General features: G+C 68.4%; 22 protein-coding genes and 1 pseudogene. 6 read left to right on the top strand and 17 right to left on the bottom strand.

Annotation, left to right across the window (positions count from 1 at the left end):
• The first annotated feature begins 51 nt into the window (after positions 1–51).
• Both LNW72_RS21880 and grpE (LNW72_RS21875) read left to right on the top strand, forming a co-directional pair.
• Positions 52–1,227, top strand: coding sequence for a tetratricopeptide repeat protein (locus tag LNW72_RS21880; protein WP_250976959.1), 1,176 nt, complete (start codon positions 52–54; stop codon positions 1,225–1,227).
• Positions 1,224–1,757 carry a nucleotide exchange factor GrpE gene (grpE, locus tag LNW72_RS21875; protein WP_250976958.1) on the top strand — a complete coding sequence of 178 codons (534 nt, stop codon included), beginning with the start codon at positions 1,224–1,226 and terminating at the stop codon, positions 1,755–1,757. The genes LNW72_RS21880 and grpE (LNW72_RS21875) overlap by 4 nt, the downstream gene beginning before the upstream one ends.
• A 15-nt stretch (positions 1,758–1,772) precedes the next feature.
• Here grpE (LNW72_RS21875) and LNW72_RS21870 read toward each other — a convergent pair whose 3' ends face one another.
• Together LNW72_RS21870 and LNW72_RS21865 are read right to left on the bottom strand one after the other, a co-directional pair.
• Positions 1,773–1,973, bottom strand: a complete 201-nt coding sequence (locus LNW72_RS21870) for a DUF397 domain-containing protein (protein ID WP_250976957.1) — start codon at positions 1,971–1,973, stop codon at positions 1,773–1,775.
• An 11-nt stretch (positions 1,974–1,984) separates the two neighbouring features.
• The gene (locus tag LNW72_RS21865; RefSeq protein WP_250976956.1) at positions 1,985–2,866 is read right to left on the bottom strand and encodes a helix-turn-helix transcriptional regulator; all 882 of its coding nucleotides are present in this window, start codon (positions 2,864–2,866) and stop codon (positions 1,985–1,987) included.
• Positions 2,867–3,106: 240 nt separating this feature from the next.
• Between LNW72_RS21865 and LNW72_RS21860 the strand changes: the two genes are divergently transcribed.
• A complete protein-coding gene (locus LNW72_RS21860) occupies positions 3,107–3,508 on the top strand; it encodes an ATP-binding protein (protein ID WP_250976955.1) in 402 nt (133 codons plus the stop codon).
• A gap of 54 nt (positions 3,509–3,562) precedes the next feature.
• Positions 3,563–4,411 carry a hypothetical protein gene (locus tag LNW72_RS21855; protein ID WP_250976954.1) on the top strand — a complete coding sequence of 283 codons (849 nt, stop codon included), beginning with the start codon at positions 3,563–3,565 and terminating at the stop codon, positions 4,409–4,411.
• A gap of 42 nt (positions 4,412–4,453) precedes the next feature.
• On the opposite strand, the gene LNW72_RS21850 is transcribed toward LNW72_RS21855, so the two are convergent.
• The 6 genes from LNW72_RS21850 to LNW72_RS21825 form a co-directional block, all read right to left on the bottom strand.
• Entirely contained in the window at positions 4,454–4,975 is a 522-nt protein-coding gene (locus tag LNW72_RS21850; protein WP_250976953.1) for an FBP domain-containing protein, read from the bottom strand.
• A gap of 128 nt (positions 4,976–5,103) precedes the next feature.
• Positions 5,104–5,556 carry a heat shock protein transcriptional repressor HspR gene (locus tag LNW72_RS21845; RefSeq protein ID WP_164294602.1) on the bottom strand — a complete coding sequence of 151 codons (453 nt, stop codon included), beginning with the start codon at positions 5,554–5,556 and terminating at the stop codon, positions 5,104–5,106.
• Position 5,557: 1 nt separating this feature from the next.
• Entirely contained in the window at positions 5,558–6,757 is a 1,200-nt protein-coding gene (gene dnaJ, locus LNW72_RS21840) for a molecular chaperone DnaJ (protein ID WP_138358858.1), read from the bottom strand.
• A 30-nt stretch (positions 6,758–6,787) separates the two neighbouring features.
• Positions 6,788–7,450: a nucleotide exchange factor GrpE gene (gene grpE, locus LNW72_RS21835; protein WP_138358860.1), complete on the bottom strand. Its 663-nt coding sequence runs from the start codon at positions 7,448–7,450 to the stop codon at positions 6,788–6,790.
• Positions 7,447–9,303: a molecular chaperone DnaK gene (gene dnaK, locus LNW72_RS21830; protein WP_138358862.1), complete on the bottom strand. Its 1,857-nt coding sequence runs from the start codon at positions 9,301–9,303 to the stop codon at positions 7,447–7,449. Before dnaK ends, grpE (LNW72_RS21835) begins: the two co-directional genes overlap by 4 nt.
• 166 nt (positions 9,304–9,469) lie before the next feature.
• Complete coding sequence (locus LNW72_RS21825) at positions 9,470–10,111, bottom strand: LCP family protein (protein WP_250976952.1); 642 nt, start codon at positions 10,109–10,111, stop codon at positions 9,470–9,472.
• Positions 10,112–10,380: 269 nt separating this feature from the next.
• Between LNW72_RS21825 and LNW72_RS21820 the strand changes: the two genes are divergently transcribed.
• Complete coding sequence (locus LNW72_RS21820; RefSeq protein WP_250976951.1) at positions 10,381–12,645, top strand: (Fe-S)-binding protein; 2,265 nt, start codon at positions 10,381–10,383, stop codon at positions 12,643–12,645.
• A 63-nt stretch (positions 12,646–12,708) separates the two neighbouring features.
• Here LNW72_RS21820 and LNW72_RS21815 read toward each other — a convergent pair whose 3' ends face one another.
• Positions 12,709–13,509, bottom strand: coding sequence for a thioredoxin domain-containing protein (locus tag LNW72_RS21815; protein WP_250976950.1), 801 nt, complete (start codon positions 13,507–13,509; stop codon positions 12,709–12,711).
• A 230-nt stretch (positions 13,510–13,739) separates the two neighbouring features.
• Here LNW72_RS21815 and LNW72_RS21810 point away from each other — a divergent pair, with 230 nt between their 5' ends.
• Complete coding sequence (locus tag LNW72_RS21810) at positions 13,740–14,627, top strand: Yip1 family protein (protein ID WP_374117307.1); 888 nt, start codon at positions 13,740–13,742, stop codon at positions 14,625–14,627.
• Between the two features lie 56 nt (positions 14,628–14,683).
• On the opposite strand, the pseudogene LNW72_RS21805 reads toward LNW72_RS21810, so the two are convergent.
• From LNW72_RS21805 to LNW72_RS21770, 8 genes and pseudogenes are all read right to left on the bottom strand, one after another.
• Positions 14,684–15,001: pseudogene (locus LNW72_RS21805) on the bottom strand (phosphoribosyltransferase); the annotation flags it as partial.
• An 86-nt stretch (positions 15,002–15,087) separates the two neighbouring features.
• Positions 15,088–16,320, bottom strand: a complete 1,233-nt coding sequence (locus LNW72_RS21800) for a tyrosine-type recombinase/integrase (protein ID WP_250976948.1) — start codon at positions 16,318–16,320, stop codon at positions 15,088–15,090.
• Between the two features lie 47 nt (positions 16,321–16,367).
• Positions 16,368–16,523, bottom strand: coding sequence for a helix-turn-helix domain-containing protein (locus LNW72_RS21795; RefSeq protein ID WP_250976947.1), 156 nt, complete (start codon positions 16,521–16,523; stop codon positions 16,368–16,370).
• Positions 16,524–16,543: 20 nt separating this feature from the next.
• Positions 16,544–17,986, bottom strand: coding sequence for a replication initiator (locus LNW72_RS21790; RefSeq protein ID WP_250980252.1), 1,443 nt, complete (start codon positions 17,984–17,986; stop codon positions 16,544–16,546).
• A gap of 267 nt (positions 17,987–18,253) precedes the next feature.
• On the bottom strand, positions 18,254–18,946 hold the full coding sequence (locus LNW72_RS21785; RefSeq protein ID WP_250976946.1) for a DUF2637 domain-containing protein: 693 nt from the start codon (positions 18,944–18,946) through the stop codon (positions 18,254–18,256).
• Between the two features lie 40 nt (positions 18,947–18,986).
• Complete coding sequence (locus LNW72_RS21780; protein WP_250976945.1) at positions 18,987–20,387, bottom strand: FtsK/SpoIIIE domain-containing protein; 1,401 nt, start codon at positions 20,385–20,387, stop codon at positions 18,987–18,989.
• On the bottom strand, positions 20,384–20,614 hold the full coding sequence (locus LNW72_RS21775; protein WP_250976944.1) for a hypothetical protein: 231 nt from the start codon (positions 20,612–20,614) through the stop codon (positions 20,384–20,386). Before LNW72_RS21775 ends, LNW72_RS21780 begins: the two co-directional genes overlap by 4 nt.
• On the bottom strand, positions 20,611–20,958 hold the full coding sequence (locus LNW72_RS21770; RefSeq protein WP_250976943.1) for a hypothetical protein: 348 nt from the start codon (positions 20,956–20,958) through the stop codon (positions 20,611–20,613). The genes LNW72_RS21775 and LNW72_RS21770 overlap by 4 nt, the downstream gene beginning before the upstream one ends.
• Between the last annotated feature and the right edge of the window lie 162 nt (positions 20,959–21,120).

Below are 21,120 nucleotides of genomic sequence, written 5' to 3'. Positions count from 1 at the left end.
TCCGCACACGTCTGATCCTTCGCGCCGCCCTCTGACCGGAGTCTCAACCCCATGACCAGCACCGGCGAATTCCGGGACCACTACGCCGAGTTCGAGCTCGACCCCGCCGACAGCGCCGAGGAGCTCGGCAAGAAGCTCGACGTCCAGCAGCGCGCCTGGGCGGGCAAGGCCAGCCGCGCGCCCAGCGCGGACAAGCGCCGCGAAGCCGAGGACCGGGTCGCCCAGATCACCGAGGCCCGCAAGGAACTCCTCGACCCGGCCCGCCGCACCGCGTACGACACCCGGCGCACCCAGCGGCTGCGCGCGCCGGAGCCGAAGGCGAAGCCGCCGCAGCGCGCCGGCGGCAAGTCCCTCCCCGGCCAGCAGGGCGGGGACGCCCCGCGGACCCGCGACTGGCTGGAGGCGGCCCGCGCGGAGGTCCGGCGCGGCAACCCCACCGCCGCCCTCTACGAGGCCCAGCAGGCCGTCCACTTCGACGACACCAACGCCGACGCCTGGCAGCTGCTCGGGGCGCTGCACCTGGACGCCGGGGACACCGCCGCCGCCATCCAGGAGTTCCGCCGCTCCATCACCCTCGCGCCGCGCAACGCGTACAGCCACTTCCTCATGGGCAGAGCGAGTCGCGCGGTCAACGACCTCCCGACCGCGATCACCTGGCACCTGAAGGCCTGCGCGCTGGAGCAGGACAACACCGAATACCGCATCTATCTCGGTGACGCCCTGTACGCCGCCGGCCGGTACGACGAGGCCCTGCAGCACTACGAGCGCTCGCTGACCGACCAGCCGGAGCACGTGGGGCTGCGCAACCAGATCAGCTCCATCTGGTCGCTCCGCGCCGAGGGCGCCAAGACCTACCACCCCTTCACCCGGCAACGACTGATCACCTCGGCCGAGGCCGCCCGCCGCATCGACGGCATCGTGGACCAGGCGCTCGCCGTCCAGCCCACCGACCAGGAACTCGTGCAGAAGCTCCACACCGACCAGGCCGCCGCGCGCTACGCGACGGGAAAGACCTGGCGTGGGCGCAAGAGCATGTTCGGCATCGTGCTGATCTTCGTCATCATCGTCTACGCGCTGCCCGGCGGCGGCGTCGCGGGCTGGATCGGCAACGTGCTGCTGCTCGCGACGCTCGTGCTCCTGGTCCGCCTCGGCTGGAAGCCCCGCTGGTGGCACGCCCGCAAATCGCTGCCCCCGAACGCCGTACAGCCGGACTGGAGCCAATCGTGAGCATTCCGCCGCCGCCACCGCACCCGGAGGCGCCCGCCGCACCGCCCGCGCCCGCTTCCCCGGGCCCCGACGTGCTCAACGTCGTCGCCGACGCGGTCGACGGGCTGCGCGACGAAGTCGCCGCGCTCGGCGACCAGTTCCGCCGCCGGCTGCTCAACGACCGCGAGACCCGCCGCTCCGTCGAGGAGCTCCACCAGGAGCTCGACCACACCCGCAAGCTCGCCGAGGGCCGCACGGTCCAGCCGCTCCTGTACGACCTGGTCCTGCTGCTCGACCGCGTCGAGCGCGAGACCGACCCCTTCGCCGACTCCGTCCGCGCCGAGCTCTCCACGGTCCTGGAGAAGTACGGCATGACGCGGATGCCGATCGAAGCGGGCGTCTTCAACCCCGCCACCCAGGAGGCCGTGGGCACCGTGCCCGCCCTCAGCCCCGACCTCGTCGGCCACGTCGCCCGCATCGTCCGCCACGGCTACGCGATGGGACCCCGCCTGATCCGCGCCCAACAGGTGCTGGTCCACGCGGCCGAGTAGTCCGTTCCTTGCGCGTCAGCGCGCGAGGTGGTCGAAGGCGCCGGCCTTCGTGGCGCGGAGTAGCGCGCGGAGCGCGGCGGGGGTGGTGGTTATGACGACCTGTGGGTCGTCGCTCTCCCGGAGATGGACGAGGCCGGCTGCGCCGGTGGCTATCTCGACGCATTCGCCCTGTTCACCGGTGCTGAACGTGGACTTCCGCCATTCGAGCTGGGACATGGGATCCCCCTTCACAGGTTGTACATGACGTGCTGGATGAGGCTGAGGGAGTCCCGTCCCTCATGGGCCTCAGGCGCCGCCTCCGGGTCCACGGGAGGCAGTGCCAGCTCCGCCAGCCTTTCGAACATCTTCGCGTATTCGCCGAGTTGGCCGCCATCCCCCACGAACGCGGCGCTCTGCGGCTGCTCCACATACACCGTGCTCAGCTCAGGTGTGGAGCCCTCGAAGAGGAGGAAGGGGCGGCAGAACGCAGAGTACGCGCCCTGTTCGAACGGGAAGATCTGGAGCGTGACGTTCGGGAGCCTGGCGATCTCGATGAGGCGCAGCAACTGCTTGCGCATGATGCGCCGGTTGCCGACCTCGACCCGGAGCGCTGCCTCGTAGAGCACCGCGTGGTACGCGCACGGTCGCTCACCGGTGAGCACCTGCTGTCGTGCCAGCCTGAACTGCACGTACCGCTCGCGCCGTTCGGTATCCCGGCCGACGGCGGCGATCACCTCACGGGCGTAGTCCTCCGTCTGCAGCATCCCCGGGATGAACAACGGCTCGTGCACGCGGACGCCCGCCGACCGGGACTCCAGCTCCGCCAGATCGAGTGGGTTGCGCCCCATCACGTCCCGGTACTCGTCCCACCAGCCCTTGCCCCGTTCCTGAGCCATCTCCATCAGCCCGTCGAACAGCGGCCCCGGCGGGCACCCGTACTCGCGCAGCAGCATGTAGAGGCGGTTCCGCGACACGTCCACCCGCCCCGCCTCGATGTTGCTGATCCGGGTGCGATCGGCTTCGAGCAGCGCCCCGGCCTGGTCTCCGGACAGCCCGGCGCCGTTCCGCAGTTTGCGGAGTTCGGCGCCGAGCCTGCGATGCCGTTCGCTGGGCGCACTTCTGGGTGGCATGTGGGACCTCCTTGTCCCGGAGTCTGCCGCGATCAACTCCCTTGGTCCACATAGTTGTTCACCCGTCACCCGTGCGGGTGGGGATATCCGGAAACGGTTGCAACTACAGAAGACCGTTCCCTAGCGTCGTAGGCAGCCATCCACCGCGCTGGAAGCGGAAGAGCACCGGAACCGACGGAGTCGGTACCGGCACTGCCACTGCGAAACAGCGCCCCGCCTCCCACGGAAGCGCGAACCCCCATGACGAATGGAACCGACTTCTCGCTCGTCTTCCCGCCCGACCCCGTATGGGTCCGCTCCGCCCGCGAGGGCGTCCGTACGCTGCTCGCCGCCGCGGGCAATCCCGCCCTCTCCGATGTGGCGTTACTGCTCACTTCCGAAGTGGTCACCAACGCCGTGCTCGCCTGTCGGCGAGCCGGCACTCAGGCGCGTCTGACCCTCTTCGCCGAGTGCGCGACGCCCGGTGCGTTGCGGGTGCTGGTCACCGATGACGCGCCGGGGCTGCCGCAGCCGCACGACCGGCCCGGGGGCGAGGCGGAGCACGGGCGCGGGCTGCCGCTGCTGAGTGCGTGTGCGACGGCGTGGGGGGTGTGTCGGCACGGGCCGGGGCCCGGGAAGGGCGTCTGGTTCGAACTGGGTTGACCGGCAGGCACGAAGGCCCAGCCGCTGCCACCCGGTGGGCCTACCGTGTGCCGTATGGGGGAGCAGAAGCCAGTGGGGACCGGCGTCGTGGTCGTGGACGGCCGGAACCGGGTGTGGGTCGAGAAGGGCGCGGTGCACTGGCGGCGCGGCCGTACCACCACCGTCGTTCCGGGAGCACGGGTACGGGAGGTCCGCCGCCACGAAAAGGGGTTGAGCCTGCTGCTGTCCGATGCGAAGGGGCCGACCCCCCTGACACTGCGGCACAGGAATCCAGAAGTACTGGCCGCTCTCGCCGCGGACATCGACGCCATCGTCGAGGACGAAACCGAACGGCAGCCGGAGGTCCGCGAGGACACCACGCCGTCCCGGCTGCGGCGGGCGGTCCACGCAGCCGGCAGTCGGATCGCACACGTGGTGCGGCACGGTCCGCCGTGGCAGCGGTGCGCGCTGGCCTACGTCGTGCTCGGGGCACCGATCATGCTGCTGATCCCGGTCGGGCCTCGCACTTCGGGACTCGAGGCATGGGCCATGTCGCTGCCCGGGCTCGCACTTCTGGGCTTCTGGGCGGACCTGTCCGAGTTCCGCACCCACCTGATCGTCGGGTGGCGTGGCGTAACGGCCCGTGCGGAGTCCACCCGCAGTGACACCGCCGAGGACGACGCCCCCGACTACACGCATCGCTTTCGGACTCTCGACGGTGACGCACGCGAGCATCAGTCGAACACCGCTGCCCGGAGAGGCGAGATCCGCTACGACCCCCGCGATCCCCGTCGCGTGGTCGTTCCGACCCGGATCAAATGGCTGTCGGAAATCGCGCTGGGGTTCTTCCTCGCCGGCGCCTGGGGTGTCCTGCTCGTCACACCACTCATCGTGTGGCTGCTCACGCTCCCCAGCAGGCTGTGACCGCCGCCACCGCCGCCACTTCCCGCTGCGGTGACCGCCCGGCTAGAGCGTGGCGCCGGCATCCGTGTCGGCGGTGACCTTGGCCAGGAACACGTCCACGTTCCGCACCGTCCGGGCGATCTGCTCGTCCAGGGTGAGGGTCTCTTCGAACCGCTGGGCCGTCGCGACCTTCTTCTTTCCCCGCACATACAGCGAACAGGCCAGATCGGCGCAGATGTACGTGCCGATCGTGTTGCCGTTCCGGCCCGCGGGGCCGGCCTTCGGGGCGACGAGTAGGTCGACGCCGCCACTCGCGTGGTTGGTGACGCACAGCGAGCAGAGGCTGGTGCGCAGCATGTTGCGACGCGCTCCGCCCGAGCTGCGCAGTGCGATACCGGTGAGCCCGTTCTCCCCTGGCGCCACCAGGTAGCCGCGGTCCGGGGCTCCGGGGTCGCGCCAGCCGAGGAAGTCGAGATCCGCCCAGGGCAGGTCGGCGAAGTCCCGGGGCAGGTTGAGGCGGCGTGCTTCTCCCTTGGAACAGTTCACGAAGGAGGCACGGATCTGCTGTTCGACGAGCGGTTCCATAGTGGTTCGACGCTAACAGCCGGGTCCGGACATGTCGTCCGGATATTCGGGGGCCCGGCCCCGGCCCGTGACACGGCGAAGCCCGGCACCCTCAGGAGGGTGCCGGGCTTCGTCGTACACAAGAGCGACTAATCGTTCCGCTTGGGACGCCAGACGACCAGCGCGGTCGTCTGCTTCTCCTGGTACGGGACGAGGTCGCGGCGGTAGGAGGCATGCACGGCGGCCTCACGCTGCTGGATGGCGGCCGACATGCCTTCGGCGGCCGCCGCGAGCTCGGCGATGCGCGCCTGGAGCGCGGTCACCTGGTTCTCCAGCTCGATGATGCGCTTGATGCCGGCGAGGTTGATGCCCTCGTCCTGCGACAGCCGCTGCACCTCGCGGAGCAGCTCGATGTCGCGGGCCGAGTAACGGCGGCCACGGCCGGCGGTGCGGTCCGGGGAGACCAGGCCGAGCCGGTCGTACTGGCGCAACGTCTGCGGGTGCAGCCCGGAGAGCTGGGCCGCCACCGAGATGACGTAGACCGGCGACTCCTCGGTCAGCTGGTACGGGTGACGCATCCGACCGCCCCGCATGCCGTCCATGTCATGCTCCCTTCGCGGCCTTGAAGAGTTCCGCCCGCGGGTCGAACTCCGCCGTGGCCTCCCGGTAGGACTCCAGCGCGTCGAGCGCCTTGCCCTCGGTCTTCTCCGGTACCGCGACCTCCACGGTGACCAGCAGGTCACCACGGCTGCCGTCCTTGCGGAGCGCGCCCTTGCCGCGGGCCCGCAGAGTACGCCCGTTGGGCGTGCCCGGGGGCAGCTTCAGGGTGACCGGCGGACCGCCGAGCGTCGGTACCTTGATCTCGCCGCCGAGCGTGGCCTCCGGGTAGGAGACCGGCACGGTGACGGTGAGGTTGTCGTCCTTGCGCCCGAACACGGGGTGCTTGGCGACATGGACGACGACGTACAGATCGCCGGCCGGGCCGCCGCGCTCGCCCGGTGCGCCCTTGCCGCGCAGCCGGATCCGCTGGTTGTCGGTGACACCCGCGGGGATCCTGACCTGCATGGTGCGGGAGCTGCGGGCGCGCCCGCTGCCCTTGCAGACGTCGCAGGGGTCCTGGGCGATGAGGCCGCGGCCCTTGCAGTCCACACACGGGTCGGTGAGCGAGAAGCCGCCACCGCCGCCGCGCGACACCTGGCCGGTGCCGACGCAGGTCGGGCAGACCCGGGGGGTGCCGTTCTTGTCGCCGGTGCCGGAGCAGACCTTGCAGGGGGCCTGGCTGGACATCCGGAGCGGGACCGTGGCCCCGTCCACCGCCTCGGTGAAGCTGAGCGTCACCTCGGACTCGATGTCCTGGCCGCGGCGCGGCTGGACGCGGGTGCCGGTGCCGCCGGCGCCCCGGTTGAACAGGCCGCCGAAGACATCGCCGAGACCGCCGCCGAACCCGCCGGCCTGGCCGGTCTGCGTGCCGCCGCCCTGAGCTCCTCCGAAGAGGTCGCCCAGGTCGAAGCCGAAGCCGCCCTGGCCGCCGGCACCGCCGGGACCGCTGCGCAGTCCGCCGTTGCCGAACAGCGCGCGGCCGTCGTCGTACTCCTTGCGGCGCTTGGCGTCGGACAGGACGTCGTTGGCCTCGGAGATCTCCTTGAAGCGCTCCTCGGCCTTGGCGTCGCCCTTGTTGGCGTCCGGGTGGAACTCGCGGGCGAGTTTCCGGTACGCCTTCTTGATCTCCGCCTCGGTCGCGTCCTTCGGGACGCCGAGAACCTTGTAGAGGTCCTTCTCGTACAAGTCCCTGCTGATGCTCATCCTCGCCGTCCCTCCTTCCCGTGTGTCGCGTCAGCCCTCGTCCGGGCCACCGCTCTCCTCGTCAGCCTCGTCCTCACCCTTGCCCGCCGCGCCCGGCTGGGGCTCGGCGACGGCGACGCGGGCCGGGCGGATGGTCCGCTCACCGATCCGGTACCCGGGCTGCAGGATCTGCACGCAGGTGGTCTGCGTGACATCCGGCGAGTAGCTGTGCATGAGGGCCTCGTGCACCAGCGGGTCGAAGGGCTCGCCCTCCTTGCCGAACTGCTGCAGACCCAGCTTGGCCACCACGGTCTCCAACGACTCGCCGACGGACTTGAAACCGCCGACCAGCTCGCCATGATCCCGCGCGCGGCCGATGTCGTCGAGTACCGGGAGCAGTTCGGTCAGCAGGTTCGCGACCGCGACCTCCTTGACCGCGATGCGGTCCCGGTCCACCCGGCGCCGGTAGTTCTGGTACTCGGCCTGGAGCCGCTGGAGGTCCGCGGTGCGCTCGGTGAGCGCGCTGCGGGACTGGTCCAGCTGGGCCTTCAGGGCTGTGATCTGATTCGCGTCCCCGGCCGGGGCCGCCGGCTCCGCCTCATCGGCGGAACCGGCGGCCTTCGCCGCTTCGTTGTCGGGCGTCGCGCTCTCGGACTCCGCGGCATCGGAGGGGACGTCGGGCTCCTTGTCGAAGCCCTTCGACTCCTCCGTCACGCGGCACCGTCCTTCGGCTTGTCCTCGTCCACGATCTCGGCGTCGACGACATCGTCGTCGGCCTGGGCCTGGCCGGCACCCGCGGCGTCCTCGGGACCGGCGGCGCCGGCACCCTCGGCCTGGGCGTTGGCGTAGAGCGCCGTGCCGAGCTTCTGGCTGGTGGCGGCGACCTTCTCGGTGGCCTCGCGGATCGCGGCGACGTCCTCGCCCTTGAGCTTCTCCTTGAGGTCCGCGACGGTCGTCTCGACCTCTTCCTTCACGTCCGCCGGGAGCTTGTCCGTGTTGTCGGCGATGAACTTCTCCGTCTGGTAGACGAGCTGTTCTGCCTGGTTACGGGTCTCGGCGGCCTCGCGGCGCTTGTGGTCCTCTTCGGCGTACTGCTCGGACTCGCGCATCATGCGGTCGATGTCGTCCTTCGGCAGCGCGGAGCCACCGGTGACGGTCATGCGCTGCTCCTTGCCGGTGCCGAGGTCCTTGGCGCCGACGTGCATGATGCCGTTCGCGTCGATGTCGAAGGTGACCTCGATCTGCGGCATCCCGCGCGGGGCCGGCGGCAGACCGGTCAGCTCGAACATCCCGAGCTTCTTGTTGTACGCCGCGATCTCGCGCTCGCCCTGGTAGACCTGGATCTGGACGGACGGCTGGTTGTCCTCGGCCGTCGTGAAGATCTCGGAGCGCTTGGTCGGGATCGTGGTGTTGCGCTCGATGAGCTTGGTCATGATCCCTCCCTTGGTCTCGATGCCGAGGGACAGCGGGGTGACGTCGAGCAGCAGGACGTCCTTGACCTCGCCCTTCAGGACACCGGCCTGCAGTGCGGCGCCGATGGCGACGACCTCGTCCGGGTTCACACCCTTGTTGGCGTCCTGACCGCCGGTCAGCTCCTTGACGAGCTCGGCGACGGCGGGCATACGGGTCGAGCCGCCGACCAGAACCACGTGGTCGATCTCGGACAGCTGGATGCCGGCGTCCTTGATGACGTTGTTGAACGGGTTCTTGCAGCGGTCCAGGAGGTCCGCGGTGAGCTGCTGGAACTGGGCGCGGGTGAGCTTCTCGTCCAGGTGCAGCGGGCCCTCGGCGGAGGCCGTGATGTAGGGCAGGTTGATCGAGGTCTCGGTGGACGAGGACAGCTCGATCTTCGCCTTCTCAGCGGCCTCACGGAGGCGCTGGAGGGCCATCTTGTCCTTGGACAGGTCCACGCCGTGACCGTTGGCGAACTGCTTCACCAGGTAGTCGACGACCCGCTGGTCCCAGTCGTCACCACCGAGGTGGTTGTCACCGTTGGTGGCCTTCACCTCGACGACGCCGTCGCCGATCTCGAGCAGCGAGACGTCGAAGGTGCCGCCACCGAGGTCGAAGACCAGGATGGTCTGGTCGTCCTTGTCGAGGCCGTAGGCCAGAGCGGCGGCCGTCGGCTCGTTGACGATGCGCAGGACGTTGAGGCCCGCGATCTCGCCGGCTTCCTTGGTCGCCTGGCGCTCGGAGTCGTTGAAGTACGCCGGGACGGTGATGACCGCGTCCTGGACCTTCTCGCCCAGGTAGGCCTCGGCGTCACGCTTCAGCTTCTGCAGGATGAAGGCACTCATCTGCTGCGGGTTGAAGTCCTTGCCGTCGACGTTGATCTTCCAGTCGGTGCCCATGTGGCGCTTGACCGACCGGACGGTCCTGTCGACGTTCGTGACTGCCTGGCGCTTGGCGACCTCTCCGACGAGCACCTCGCCGTTCTTGGCGAAGGCGACGACGGACGGCGTGGTCCTGGCGCCTTCGGCGTTGGTGATGACGGTGGGCTCGCCGCCTTCGAGAACGCTGACGACGGAATTAGTCGTGCCCAGGTCGATGCCGACCGCACGTGCCATGGTAAATCCTCCAGCTGACCGACTTGAGTGGAACTGGCTCAAGGGTGCATCAGAGACGGAAACCTGTCAACAGAGCTGAGTGGAGGGGGCTCAACTCTTCGACTGTTCGATCGCTCACAGCTTCGGTCGCAAGGCTGTGACCTGGTCCTTTGCTGCGCCTCCGGCCTCAGAATCGATCTTCCCGCAACGCCCGGAAGAGCGCACCCGCGGCCGGCCCGTGCGGCACGGTCACCGACCGGAGCCGGTGTCCTGGCCGGCCGCGGACACCGTCCACGAGCGGGGAGAACGGGGAGAGCGGGTACAGCTCGGCGAGCGGGTAGAGCTCGGGGATCGAGTCCAGTCCCGCGTCGGCGGTGACGGTCGTGGTCGCGAAGGTCCGCAGCTGCCCCCCGGCGCCCCCGCCCCCCTTGAGGTCGATCACCACGTGGTGATCGACCCGGATGCCGGTGAGCGCCTCGAAGGCCCGGATCGTGCAGCCGGTGCAGCCGGGGGTCCGCGCCATCAGGTCTCCGGGCACGGTGACGGCGGCCGCCGTCCGCCTGGCGTCGGCGGACACATGGAGCAGGGTCACCGACGCCGACCGCGTACCCAGCACCAGGACGTTGCGCGCCTTGGGAACGAGCACCGGCGGACGTTCCTCCGGGTGCTCCGCGAGCACCCGGGCGGCGACCTCGTCGGTGCGGATGTTGCCGTTGAGCCTGCGGTAGGCCATCCAGCCGAGCGCCGCCGACACCCCCAGCAGCAGGGCCATCCCCAGACCCAGGAACCGCAGCATCCTGCGGGTCCCCGGCGTCGCCACGGAACGCATCACCCATCACCCAGTCGTCGCGGGACGGTTGTCGCCCTACTCCATAGCCGTATTGCTGGGCTTTTGTGCGTCTATAGTCATATTTCCCACGAACGGATCACCGACGGATGCGGGCCGGCCGCCCGTGCGCGGAGTCCGATCGGTCACACAGCGACACAGATCACCGGCTGGGCGGCTGTATGAGGCCGGGTATCCCGGGTAATCTCAGCGGGAGACCGGATAAGTTACCGCTTAGTAATCCCCGCTCGCGCAGGCCCGAGGAGCCCTCCATGCAACTCGCCGCGATCATTGTGTCGCTGGTCCTCACCGCGGTCGGCGTTGCGCTCATCAGCCGCGCCGTCGCGCAGATCTACCGGTTCATCAAGCTCGGCCAGCCCACCCCTGAGGGCTCCCGCACGGGCGACCCGGTGCAGCGCTCCAAGACCCTGGGCGTGGAGTTCGTCGGCCACACCCGCATGAACAAGTGGGGCGTCGTCGGCGTCGCCCACTGGTTCGTCGCCGTCGGCTTCCTGACCCTCGGGCTGACGATCCTCACCGCGTACGGCCAGCTCTTCAAGGCCGACTGGACGCTGCCGGTGCTGGGCGGCTTCCTGCCGTACGAGATGTACACCGAGTTCATCGCGCTCGCGACGACCGTCGGCATCCTGGTCCTGATGGCGATCCGGCTGCTGAACCTGCCCTCGCGGGCCGGCCGCAAGTCGCGCTTCGCCGGCTCGACGTCCTGGCAGGCGTACTTCGTCGAGTACGTCATCCTCGTCATCGGCCTCGCGATCCTTACGCTGCGCGGGCTGGAGGGCGCACTGCACGGCGTGGACCACTACGAGGCCGCGTACTTCGCCTCGTACCCGATCGTCGCGGCCTTCAAGGGGCTCAGCACCGGGGCACTGCAGAACGCGGTCTACCTCACGGCGATGATCAAGCTCGGTGTGACGATGACCTGGGCGATCACCGTCGGCCTCAACACCGACATGAGCGTCGCCTGGCACCGCTTCCTGGCCTTCCCCAACATCTGGTTCAAGCGCGAGGAGTCCGGCGCGGTCGCGCTCGGCGCGCTGCAGCCGATGGCTTCCGGCGGCGTGCCGATCGACTTCGAGGACCCGGGCGAGGACGACCAGTTCGGCGTCTCCCAGATCGAGCACTTCTCCTGGAAGGGCCTGCTCGACTTCTCCACCTGCACCGAGTGCGGCCGCTGCCAGTCGCAGTGCCCCGCCTGGAACACCGGCAAGCCGCTCTCCCCCAAGCTCCTGATCATGTCGCTGCGCGACCACGCGCACGCCAAGGCGCCGTACCTGCTCGCGGGTGGCGGCAAGGACGCCGAGGGCAACGAGAAGGCCACGCCCGAGCAGCTGGCGAACGTACCCGCCGCCGCCCTGGCGGAGGCCGAGCGTCCGCTCATCGGCACCGCCGAGGAGAACGGCGTCATCGACCCGGACGTCCTGTGGTCCTGCACCACGTGCGGCGCCTGTGTCGAGCAGTGCCCGGTCGACATCGAGCACATCGACCACATCGTCGACATGCGGCGCTACCAGGTGATGATCGAGTCCGCGTTCCCGAGCGAGGCCGGGACGATGCTCAAGAACCTGGAGAAGAAGGGCAACCCCTGGGGCCTGGCGAAGAAGCAGCGCCTGGCCTGGGTCAAGGAGGTCGACTTCGAGGTCCCGGTCGTGGGCCAGGACATCGAGGACCTCTCCGAGACCGAGTACCTGTACTGGGTCGGCTGCGCGGGCTCCCTGGAGGACCGCGCGAAGAAGACCACCAAGGCCTTCGCCGAGCTCCTGCACATCGCCGGGGTCTCCTTCGCCATCATGGGCGGCGAGGAGAACTGCACGGGCGACTCCGCCCGCCGCCTGGGCAACGAGTTCCTCTTCCAGCAGCTCGGCCAGCAGAACGTCGAGATGCTGAACATGGCCTTCGGTGAGGACGCCGAAGAAGGCATCGTCGTCGAGAAGACCAAGAAGAAGATCGTCGCGACCTGCCCGCACTGCTTCAACACCATCGCGAACGAGTACCCGCAGCTCGGCGGCGAGTACGAGGTCATCCACCACACGCAGCTGCTGCAGCACCTGGTGGACGAGGGCAAGCTCGTCCCGGTCACCCCGGTCGAGGGCCTGATCACGTACCACGACCCCTGCTACCTGGGCCGGCACAACAAGGTCTACACACCGCCGCGCGACATCATCAAGGCGGTGCCCGGTCTCCGCAACGAGGAGATGCACCGGCACAAGGAGCGCGGCTTCTGCTGCGGCGCCGGCGGCGCGCGCATGTGGATGGAGGAGCGCATCGGCAAGCGCATCAACAACGAGCGCGTGGACGAGGCGCTGTCCCTCAACCCGGACATCGTCTCCACCGCCTGCCCGTTCTGCCTGGTGATGCTCTCCGACTCCATCAACGGCAAGAAGAACGACGGGAAGGCGAAGGAGAACCTCCAGGTCGTGGACGTCTCGCAGCTGCTGCTGCAGTCGGTCAAGACGCCTGTGGTGCCTGACGTCGAGGGCCCGGTGGAGGAGCCCGCGGAGGCGGCAAGCAACTCCTGACCTGACACGGAGCGGGGACGGCACGCCCTGAAGGGCGTGCCGTCCCCGCTCCGTTTTCCCGTCCTAGCCGATGCCGAGGTCCTTGAGCGCCTTGGTGAACGCGGCCGCGTCGTAGACGGCCTTCTCCGGCGTGACCTTCTTGCCGTTCACCAGGACCGTCGGGGTGCCCTTGGAGCCGGAGGCCTCGAAGGCCTTCTCGGACGTCGCCACCCAGTCCTTGTGGGTCTGGTCCTTGACCGCCTTCTGGAAGGCCGTGGTATTCAGGCCCTTCACGGTGTCGGCGATCTTGAGCAGGAAGGCGTCGGTGAAGCCGTCGGCGGGCTCCTCGGGCTGGTTCTCGAAGACCGCCGAGTGGAACTCGGGGAACTTCCCCGCGTCGACGGCCGCGCGCATCGCGTTGGCCGCCTTCACCGAGCTGCTGCCGCCGAAGTTCGAGTCGAGGAAGGACGCGATCGTGTACTCGACCTTGACCTTGCCGTCCTTCACCAGCTTCGCGAGCGCCGAGCCGCCGCCCTGCTCGAAGTGCATGCAGTACGGGCAGCGCGGGTCCTCGTAGACCTTCACCGTGTTCGGCGCCTTCGGGTCGCCGACGACGATCGCCGTACCGTCCGCGGCCATCCGGGCGGGGAGTTGCGAGAGCGTGGCCGCGTCGACGGCGCCCTTGGCACCGCCGTCGGCCCCGGCGCCGGCCTGCGCCCCGGACTTCGCCCCGGACTTCGCGGACGGGGCGGAATCGGAGCCGGATCCCTTCGCCGACCCGGACCCCGACGATGACCCGCAGCCGGCCGCCGTCATCGCGAGCACCGCGGCGGCGACGGCCGCGATTCCGGCGGTTCTGACGTTACGGGCGGTACGTACGGCCATGGAACGGCTCCTTCTGATGTGACTGCTGCGTCCCGGAAATCCCGAGATGTCCCCCCCATCTAACGACGCTGAGTTCCCACCAGCCCCACCAGCCCCCGCATAAGTCACATGAATCAGGGCCAAAGGTCCCCCAAAGGCCGTGTCGTCACGTGTCACAGGTTGGCAGCAAAGGCCCCCGTGGAACCGGCCTCCGGGCCCGGCGCCCAGCGGGAACCGGTACGTTCGATGACGTGGCTGGATTCAGGAATCGACGCGGACGGGACCACGGCGGGCAGCAGGCGCCCCAGCACGGTGGCCCTCAGAACTACGGACAACCGCAGGGTTATCCGCAGGGCTACGGAGGCGGGCAGGGCGGCACCCCGTCGGGTGAGCCCGAATACTTCGGCGAGCCCGCTCCGGGCCCGGCGCCGGCCCCGGCGTACAACGACAACCCGGGCCACACCCGCGCCTTCACCCTCCCCGGCTCCCCCGACCAGTTCGCGCCGTACGAGCCGTACGCCGGCCCGGACCAGGGCGGCCCCGGCAACGACAACATCTCCACGTACCGCGCGGGGCAGACCACCGCGCCGCCCTCCGGGCCCCGGCTGCACTGGAAGCAGCTGATCAGCGGTATCGCGCTGCGCCCCGGCCACACCTTCTGGCAGATGCGGGACCACGCGGTCTGGGGCCCGGCCCTGACCGTCACGTTCCTCTACGGCCTGCTGGCGGTCTTCGGCTTCGACGCGGCCCGTGAGGACGTCCTCAACGCGACCGTGTCGTCGAGCGTCCCGTGGGTGATCAGCACCGCGGTCGCCGTCACGCTCAGCGGCCTGATGCTGGGCACCGTGACGCACGCGCTGGCCCGCCAGCTCGGCGGCGACGGCTCCTGGGCCCCCACCATCGGCCTGGCGATGCTCGTCACCTCGCTCACCGACGCGCCCCGCCTGCTCTTCGCGATGTTCCTCGGCAGCGCCAACGGACTCGTCCAGATCATCGGCTGGGTCACCTGGCTGGCCTGCGCGGCCCTGCTCACCTCCATGGTGAGCAAGTCCCACGACCTGCCCTGGCCCAAGGCGCTGGGCGCCGCCTCGATCCAACTGATCGCGCTGCTGGTCCTCTTCAAGCTCCCGGTGATCTAGCAGTAAGGGGCGCTTCCCGAGGGAAGCGCCCCTTACGTTTGCCCATTGCGGATCGCTCAGGCGTCCCGAACCTGCCCGGCCCGCTTCACCACGGGCTCGTCGACGGACCACGGGAAGTTGATCCAGTCGTCGGTGCGCTTCCACACGTACTCGCACTTCACGAGCGACTGCGTCTTCTCGTAGATCACCGCACTGCGGACCTCGGCGACATGCCCGACGCAGAAGTCGTGCACCAGCTTCAGCGTCTTGCCGGTGTCGGCGACGTCGTCGGCGATCAGCACGCGCTTGTTGCTGAAGTCGATGGCGTCGGGCACCGGGGCGAGCATCACGGGCATCTCCAGCGTGGTGCCCACACCGGTGTAGAACTCGACGTTAAACACCAGAGGGGCAGCCACCAGGCATAACGCCCGTTGACTGCCCTTCGGCTCAGCACCAGCTCAGCACCGCATTTCGCTAGCGGTCACTCAGCACGGTGGACGCGGCGCTCCCCCTCCAAAGCATCCGAAAGGTTCTGCGCCAGCGCAAGTGCGATCGCCCCCTTGGCCCGCTTGTCCGCGCCCTTGAGCAGGTGGAAGTAAATCTTCTCCGTGACCTTGCTACTGGAGTGTCCGACCCAGACCGCAACTTCCGGTAGAGGCACCCCGGCAGCGATGGCCGTTGAGACGAAGAAGTGCCGCAGAGACTTGGGGGTCAGCTTTCGGTCCTCCAGTCCGGCAAGATCGACAGCCTGTCGCCAGCGGCTAGAGAAGGTCGTACGAGAGGGATGGCGGTCTGTGTACATCTCCGACTCATAGAGCCACCCTTCATCGCCCCACGTTCCGAAGGTCTGGACGTGAGTGGACCATGCCTCAGCCGTGATGTCCGCGACAGGAGCTGTCCGGCCGTGACGCGACCACTTGACCTCATCTTTGATCCCTGTGCCACGACCGGCACCATCGTTCGCGGTGAACGAAGTGAGCTGAGCGTTAACGACGTACAGACCCGCAGCCTGGTCCCACTTGGCCGTTGAGACACCCAGCGCCTCACCGGGGCGCATTCCCGTGCCTGCCATACCCCAGATTGCAGAGCGGAAGCACGGCCGAATGTTGTCGTGGATGGCCTCAACTTCCCACGTCTCCGGCACTTCCGACGGATCGATTGCGCGATAGACGTCTACAGTCTTGCGCTTGCGGGGGTCAGCCTTCTTGCACGGATTCTTGGCGATTATTTCAGCCTCCCATGCGTATTTGAAGACTGACGCGAGAATATTACGCCGTACGGCAATCCCATAGGGCTTATATTCACGCTCCTTCTGTGAGGTCTCCCAGCGGGAAATGTCGCCCGCACTCACAGAGCCGATGGCACGGCCACCAAAGGACTTCTCAAAGTGGTTGCGGTACACACTCCAGTACTGGATTCGTGAGGATTTCGCCAATTCCCCATCATCCAAACCCGCATTGATCCACTCGTTCCATACGTCCGCGAACGTCCGCTTGGACCTCTCGGGGTCGATATAGGAACCTGTGTCCTTTTGGCGCTCAACCTTCCGTTCCCACTTCTCAGCGAGCTTCTTGCCCGCAGCCCCTTTCTCAAAAGTGTGCTCCTTCTGACGGCCCGAACGGCCCCCAGGCTCACGCCACCTGACCATCCACGGATGATCGCAGCCGTCCCAATCCGTGATTGAACAACCGCAACGCTTGATGATCGATCCCATTTCCTCACCCTTCGTTTAGATCTATCGCGGTGATCGACGATTTCCAACTACGCGGACTTGAGTTCCAGCCAGTTCTCCAAGTCCCGCTCACGAAATCGAAGATGCTTGCCGACCCGGTAGCCCTTCAGGCCCCATACACGCCAATTGCTATAGAGAGTGCTGAGAGAGACCGCAAGAAAATCGGCCGTCTGAGAAGGGGTCAACAACTGATTCGATCCGCCCCTCAACTGGAATCACCTCCACGTACGGTTTCTTCGGAATGGAGTTGGGTGGCGAGGGCGTGTTGTTGGCGCGTGGTTTCGGCGAGGAGCGCTTCCCCTGGGCTGTATCCGTTGCCGAGGTAGGCCCAGGACGATTCGGTGATGAGGGTGGTGTGTTCTTGTTCTTCCTCGGGTAGGCCGGCACGGATGCGTTCGTGGGCGCGTTCGGTGCGCCAGGCCCGGCGGGTGTTCCGGAGTTCGCCGAGGGTGGTGGAGTAGCGGCGGGATTTGCTGGAGAAGTGACCCCGAAAGCCGAGCATGTGAGCCCAGTGACGAAGCTTGAGGTGGGCCAGGTCGGGGATTCCGCCGAGGTCCCATGCGGTGCGGATCATTTGGCGGACGTGGCGTTGCACCACGAGGTGGACGAGAGGTTGGCCTTGCCCGGTGCCGTCGCAGGGCAGGCACTCGGTGCGGTGTCCATCGGTGGTGCGGAAGCCGCGCCCTTTGCAGTTGGGGCAGGTGACGGAGCGGTCGAGGGTCCCCGCGGATTCGGCGCCCTTGGTGGCGTACTTCGCGACGTAGGCCGCCACCTTGTGATCGGAGAGCTTGGTGGGTGACCTACTCAGAGACCGTGCGTCGATCTGACGCCCCCAGCGAAAGACGCGGGAGCCGATCGCGTCGTTGTCGTCCAGGCGCACGGACACGGCCTTCGCAGCGGCCCGGATCGCCTTGATCAGAACGAGGGTCGTGGCCTTCTCCGGGGGCTCTTGGTCGCTTCCCTCGGGTCCGTCGAAGCGGATGATCGCGTGGTAATGGACCAGGCCGCGCTTTTGGTACTCGGCGACCTTGGCGAAGGAGATCCGCAGAACCTTGTTCAGGGCGCGCACGGTCAGTTTCAGAGCGGCGGCGACGGTGCGGCGCAGGTAGACGGTGAAGCGCTGCCACAGGGCGGGGGCGTGCGCGTTCCACAGCACGGCCCCGCTGTAGTCGTAGCGGGTGGGGTTGATCGGAGTACCGAGGGACGGATCGTCGGGGGTGTGGCGGTGGCCGCACTTGCAGGTAAGGCGAGTACCGGTGGCGTTCTTCGCCCGGTTGTGGACCGCGCCGAAGGACGGGGCGGTGAAGGTGGCGAACACGCGCGGGTGCCCGGAGACGGATTCCGGGATGCCCTTGCCGCCGGAGAGCCCGGCTTTGATCAGTTGGTAGGTGTCGGCGGCGTAGACGCGGGAGCAGGCCGGGCAGCGCGAGCCACGCCGGTTGCCGCACGGCAACAGGAGCCTGCCCGTGGGGTGATCCTCGGTGTTGAACACGTGCAGGGCTTCACCGGTGGTCGCGTTGAGGGTGGCGGAGTATCCGGTGAGCTGAACGGGATGGGTGCAGCCGCCGAGGCGGTCAATCTGCTCCTGGACCCGGTCGAAGTCGGGAAGTTGGGCCAGGGCGAGCAGGTCACGCGTGGCGGTGCTCATGACCGGCGGGGCCGGGGTCGGTTCGGGCAGGGCCGGGGGCGGGGTGCTGAGGGTGGCGAGCTGGGCAGGTGGGCACCACCGGGCGAGCAGTTCGTGTGCGGCCCGGCTGATCTGTTCCGGGGCCGGGGCAGGAGTAGTCATGGCGGTGGTGTCCTTCCTTGTGGGTAGGGGTGACCCGGCCAGGAACCGTGCGTGTGGGCATGGCGGTTCCTGGCCGCAGCCACGGGGGTTTGTGCGGGGTGGTGGGTTAGGCCGGCGGCCGGATGCTCAGGCGGTGAGGTGCGCGTGCACGGCACCGGCCAACTGAGGTGCGACGCCGAGGCGGCTCGCCAGTTCCGGGGCGGTGATGTGGTGCCCGTGCCGTTGCTGATGGTCGGCGGCGATCCGGCGCCCAGCCTCCAGCAGCGGAGCGGGGACCGGCCGGGAGACCGCAGCCGAAGCGGGAGCCGGGTCGACCGAGCCGGGCACCAGGGCCGGAGTCGTAGCGGCCGGGACCGAGCCGGAGGCCGTAGCCGGTTGCGGCGTGGTCGCGGGAGCGGTCGAGGGGTCCGGGATGGTGGTGTGGAAGTGGGCCAGGAGCAGGGGCCCGACCTTGCCCCAGCCGAGGAGCAGCAGGGGTGCGACGGTGTCGAGGGCGGCGCGGCCGTAGTGCCGGGCAACCAGGGGTTCGGCGATGTTCAGGGCCAGGGTCAGGAGCCCGCACACGTGCATCAGGCGCTGTGCCGGGGCGAGTTCGACCGGGGCAATGCCGTGCAAGGCCAGGTGGCGCAAGGCGACCAGGAGGCCGACCACGGACAGATCCACCATGGGGGCGATCAGCGGTGCGACGGGGTGTGGGACGCCCAGGCGAAGCGCCAGGGACCAGACGTTGCCGAAGGAGAAGGTGAAGGCCAGGGCCGCGATGACCGCCATCACGGCGGTGACGATGCGTTGAGTGTTCCGGTCCGCAGTGGCGGTCATCGCGCGGTGTCCTCCTTTCGCTCTGGGGTGTGGGGCGGGGTCAGCGGCCCGCACGAGGGCGGGGGAGGTTCTTGAACATCACCGGGGGTGCGGTCAGGGCCTTGCGGAGCAGGTCCGTGGGGTCGGCGGTCAGGTGGGCGGTGTCGGCGGCGATCTGCGCGGCGTAGTACGGGTCCACCTCCGGCATCCGGACCCGGATGAAGCCCTCTTGCCCCTGGGTGACCATCGCGGCGACCCCGACGTATCCGGGGTCCTGCAACAGCACCGGGTTGGCGTCCGGCCAGTTGCGGATGTCCTCCCCCAGCGCGGCCACGGAGGCTTCCGCCGTCTTCTGCGCGAAGGACAGCCCGACCGGGCACACGTCCCGGATGAACGTCGGGATCGCATCACCGGTCGCCTTCTGCGTGGCGAGGATGACCACCATCCCAATCGAGCGGCCCTTCTTGACGAGGTCTTCCACCAGCCGGGCGTTCTCCGCAGCCAGCGCCGCAAGCGCCTTGGTCTTGGGGTCGCTGCCCTTGTGCTCACGGAAGTACGTGTGCGCTTCATCGATGATCACGACGACCAGCGGCCATTCCGGCGACGGGCCAACGCGCCACATGTTCGCCACCCCCAGCACCCGCCGGATGGTGGACGAGCGCTCACGCCGCAGCGCGACGAGCCGTTGCAGGAGCTTGTTGGCTTCCTCCAGGTCGTCACCGGCGAAGGCGAAGAGACGTTTCACCATGTCGGCGTAGTCGCCCTCATCGGCCGAGGACACCTTCCCGTCCAGGACAACGATCTGCACCGCACCGGACGGCGCCAGACGGCACACGATGGCGTTGATCAGGGACGTTTTCCCGTACCCGGGCAGGCCGGCCACCGTGATGCCGGGGATGTTGGACACCCGCAGCGTGACCAGCTCGGCGTACTCATCCACCCCGAGATCCCACATGCTCACATCCGCCAGCGGCAGCCCGGAGGGAACGAACGTGGTGGGCACGATCAGCGGGTCCGTGCGCACCGCCCGCATGATGACCTTCCCGGGGCCGTTCTGCCGTACCGACAGCCGGGTGCATCCCCAGTCGTCCGCCAGGTAGGCGGCCTTGTTCTTGAAGTCCTCCAGGCCCACGTTCGGCAGGCAGTTCGCATGCACGATGACCCCGAACCGGTCCGGGACCGTCGAGATCTTGGGAGTCTTCTCCCGGGGCTTGGGTACCTGCCCGTCCTTGGCCGTCATCGAGGCCACGATTGTGGGCTTCTTGTCCACGACCGACAGGCCCAACATCAACGCCAGACGCACCCAGCGACGTCGTATGCGGGCTGCCTGGCGGATGCTGGCCCGCATCTCGGTATCGGCCCGCAGGTAGCGAACGGCGATCCGGATGCCCAGCACCACAAGCACCACCAGGCCCAGCGCCACGAGCAACGGCGCATAGTGCGTGATCGTTTCGGGGGTCATACCGGCCTCCTTTCGTTGTGGGTGTCGAACAGGAACTCGACCAGGGCCAATTCGAAATCGCCCCAGTCCGTCAGGTTGTCCAGCGGCGGATAGCCATGGGCCACGAGCAGCGCGCCCATCGACTTCACGAACTGCTCGGTGAACCGGTCATCGCCGGGCACGTGATCCAGCGGGTAGGCGCGTGGCGGCCCCCACAGGACGGGGGTGTCTTCCGGGGCGGCGGTCACTTGACCAGCTCCAGGCCCTCAGCGCGGTAGGACAGACCGACGTTCACCGCGTCGCCCATGCCCTTCATCCCCCACGGGGAGGCGACCAGGCCCACCGGCCGCACCACCGCACCCGGGGCGAGCTTGTCCGGGATCTGCGACGCCGGAACGGTGATCTTCAGGATCTGCGCACGCCCCTCGAACATCTCCACCAGGTTCACCACCGACAGCGCCTCACCGCTATTGCGGTCGAACGCCCGCTCCGGCGGCATGTCCTTCGCGGTGTCCTTCAGCTTGTCCACCGCCGTCACCGCCACCATGAACATCGATCCGGCGGTGTCGACCTTCGCGAATGCACGTGCCATGACTTGCTCCTTCGTTGAGCCGAACCCCGACGGGCCCGGCGTGAGATCAACAGTGCCCGAACGCTCTGGAGGAGTCAAGTGCGATCTAGGTAATCTCATGCGTTCGGAACGATCTAGAGATGTTTCCCACCACAGGAGCCCGCTGGACGCGCAGGTGTTCAG

The organism is Streptomyces sp. RKAG293, assembly GCF_023701745.1.
Lineage (GTDB): Bacteria > Actinomycetota > Actinomycetes > Streptomycetales > Streptomycetaceae > Actinacidiphila.
Note: the sequence above shows the minus strand (reverse complement) of the source record. Positions and strands in the feature narration are given on the sequence as shown.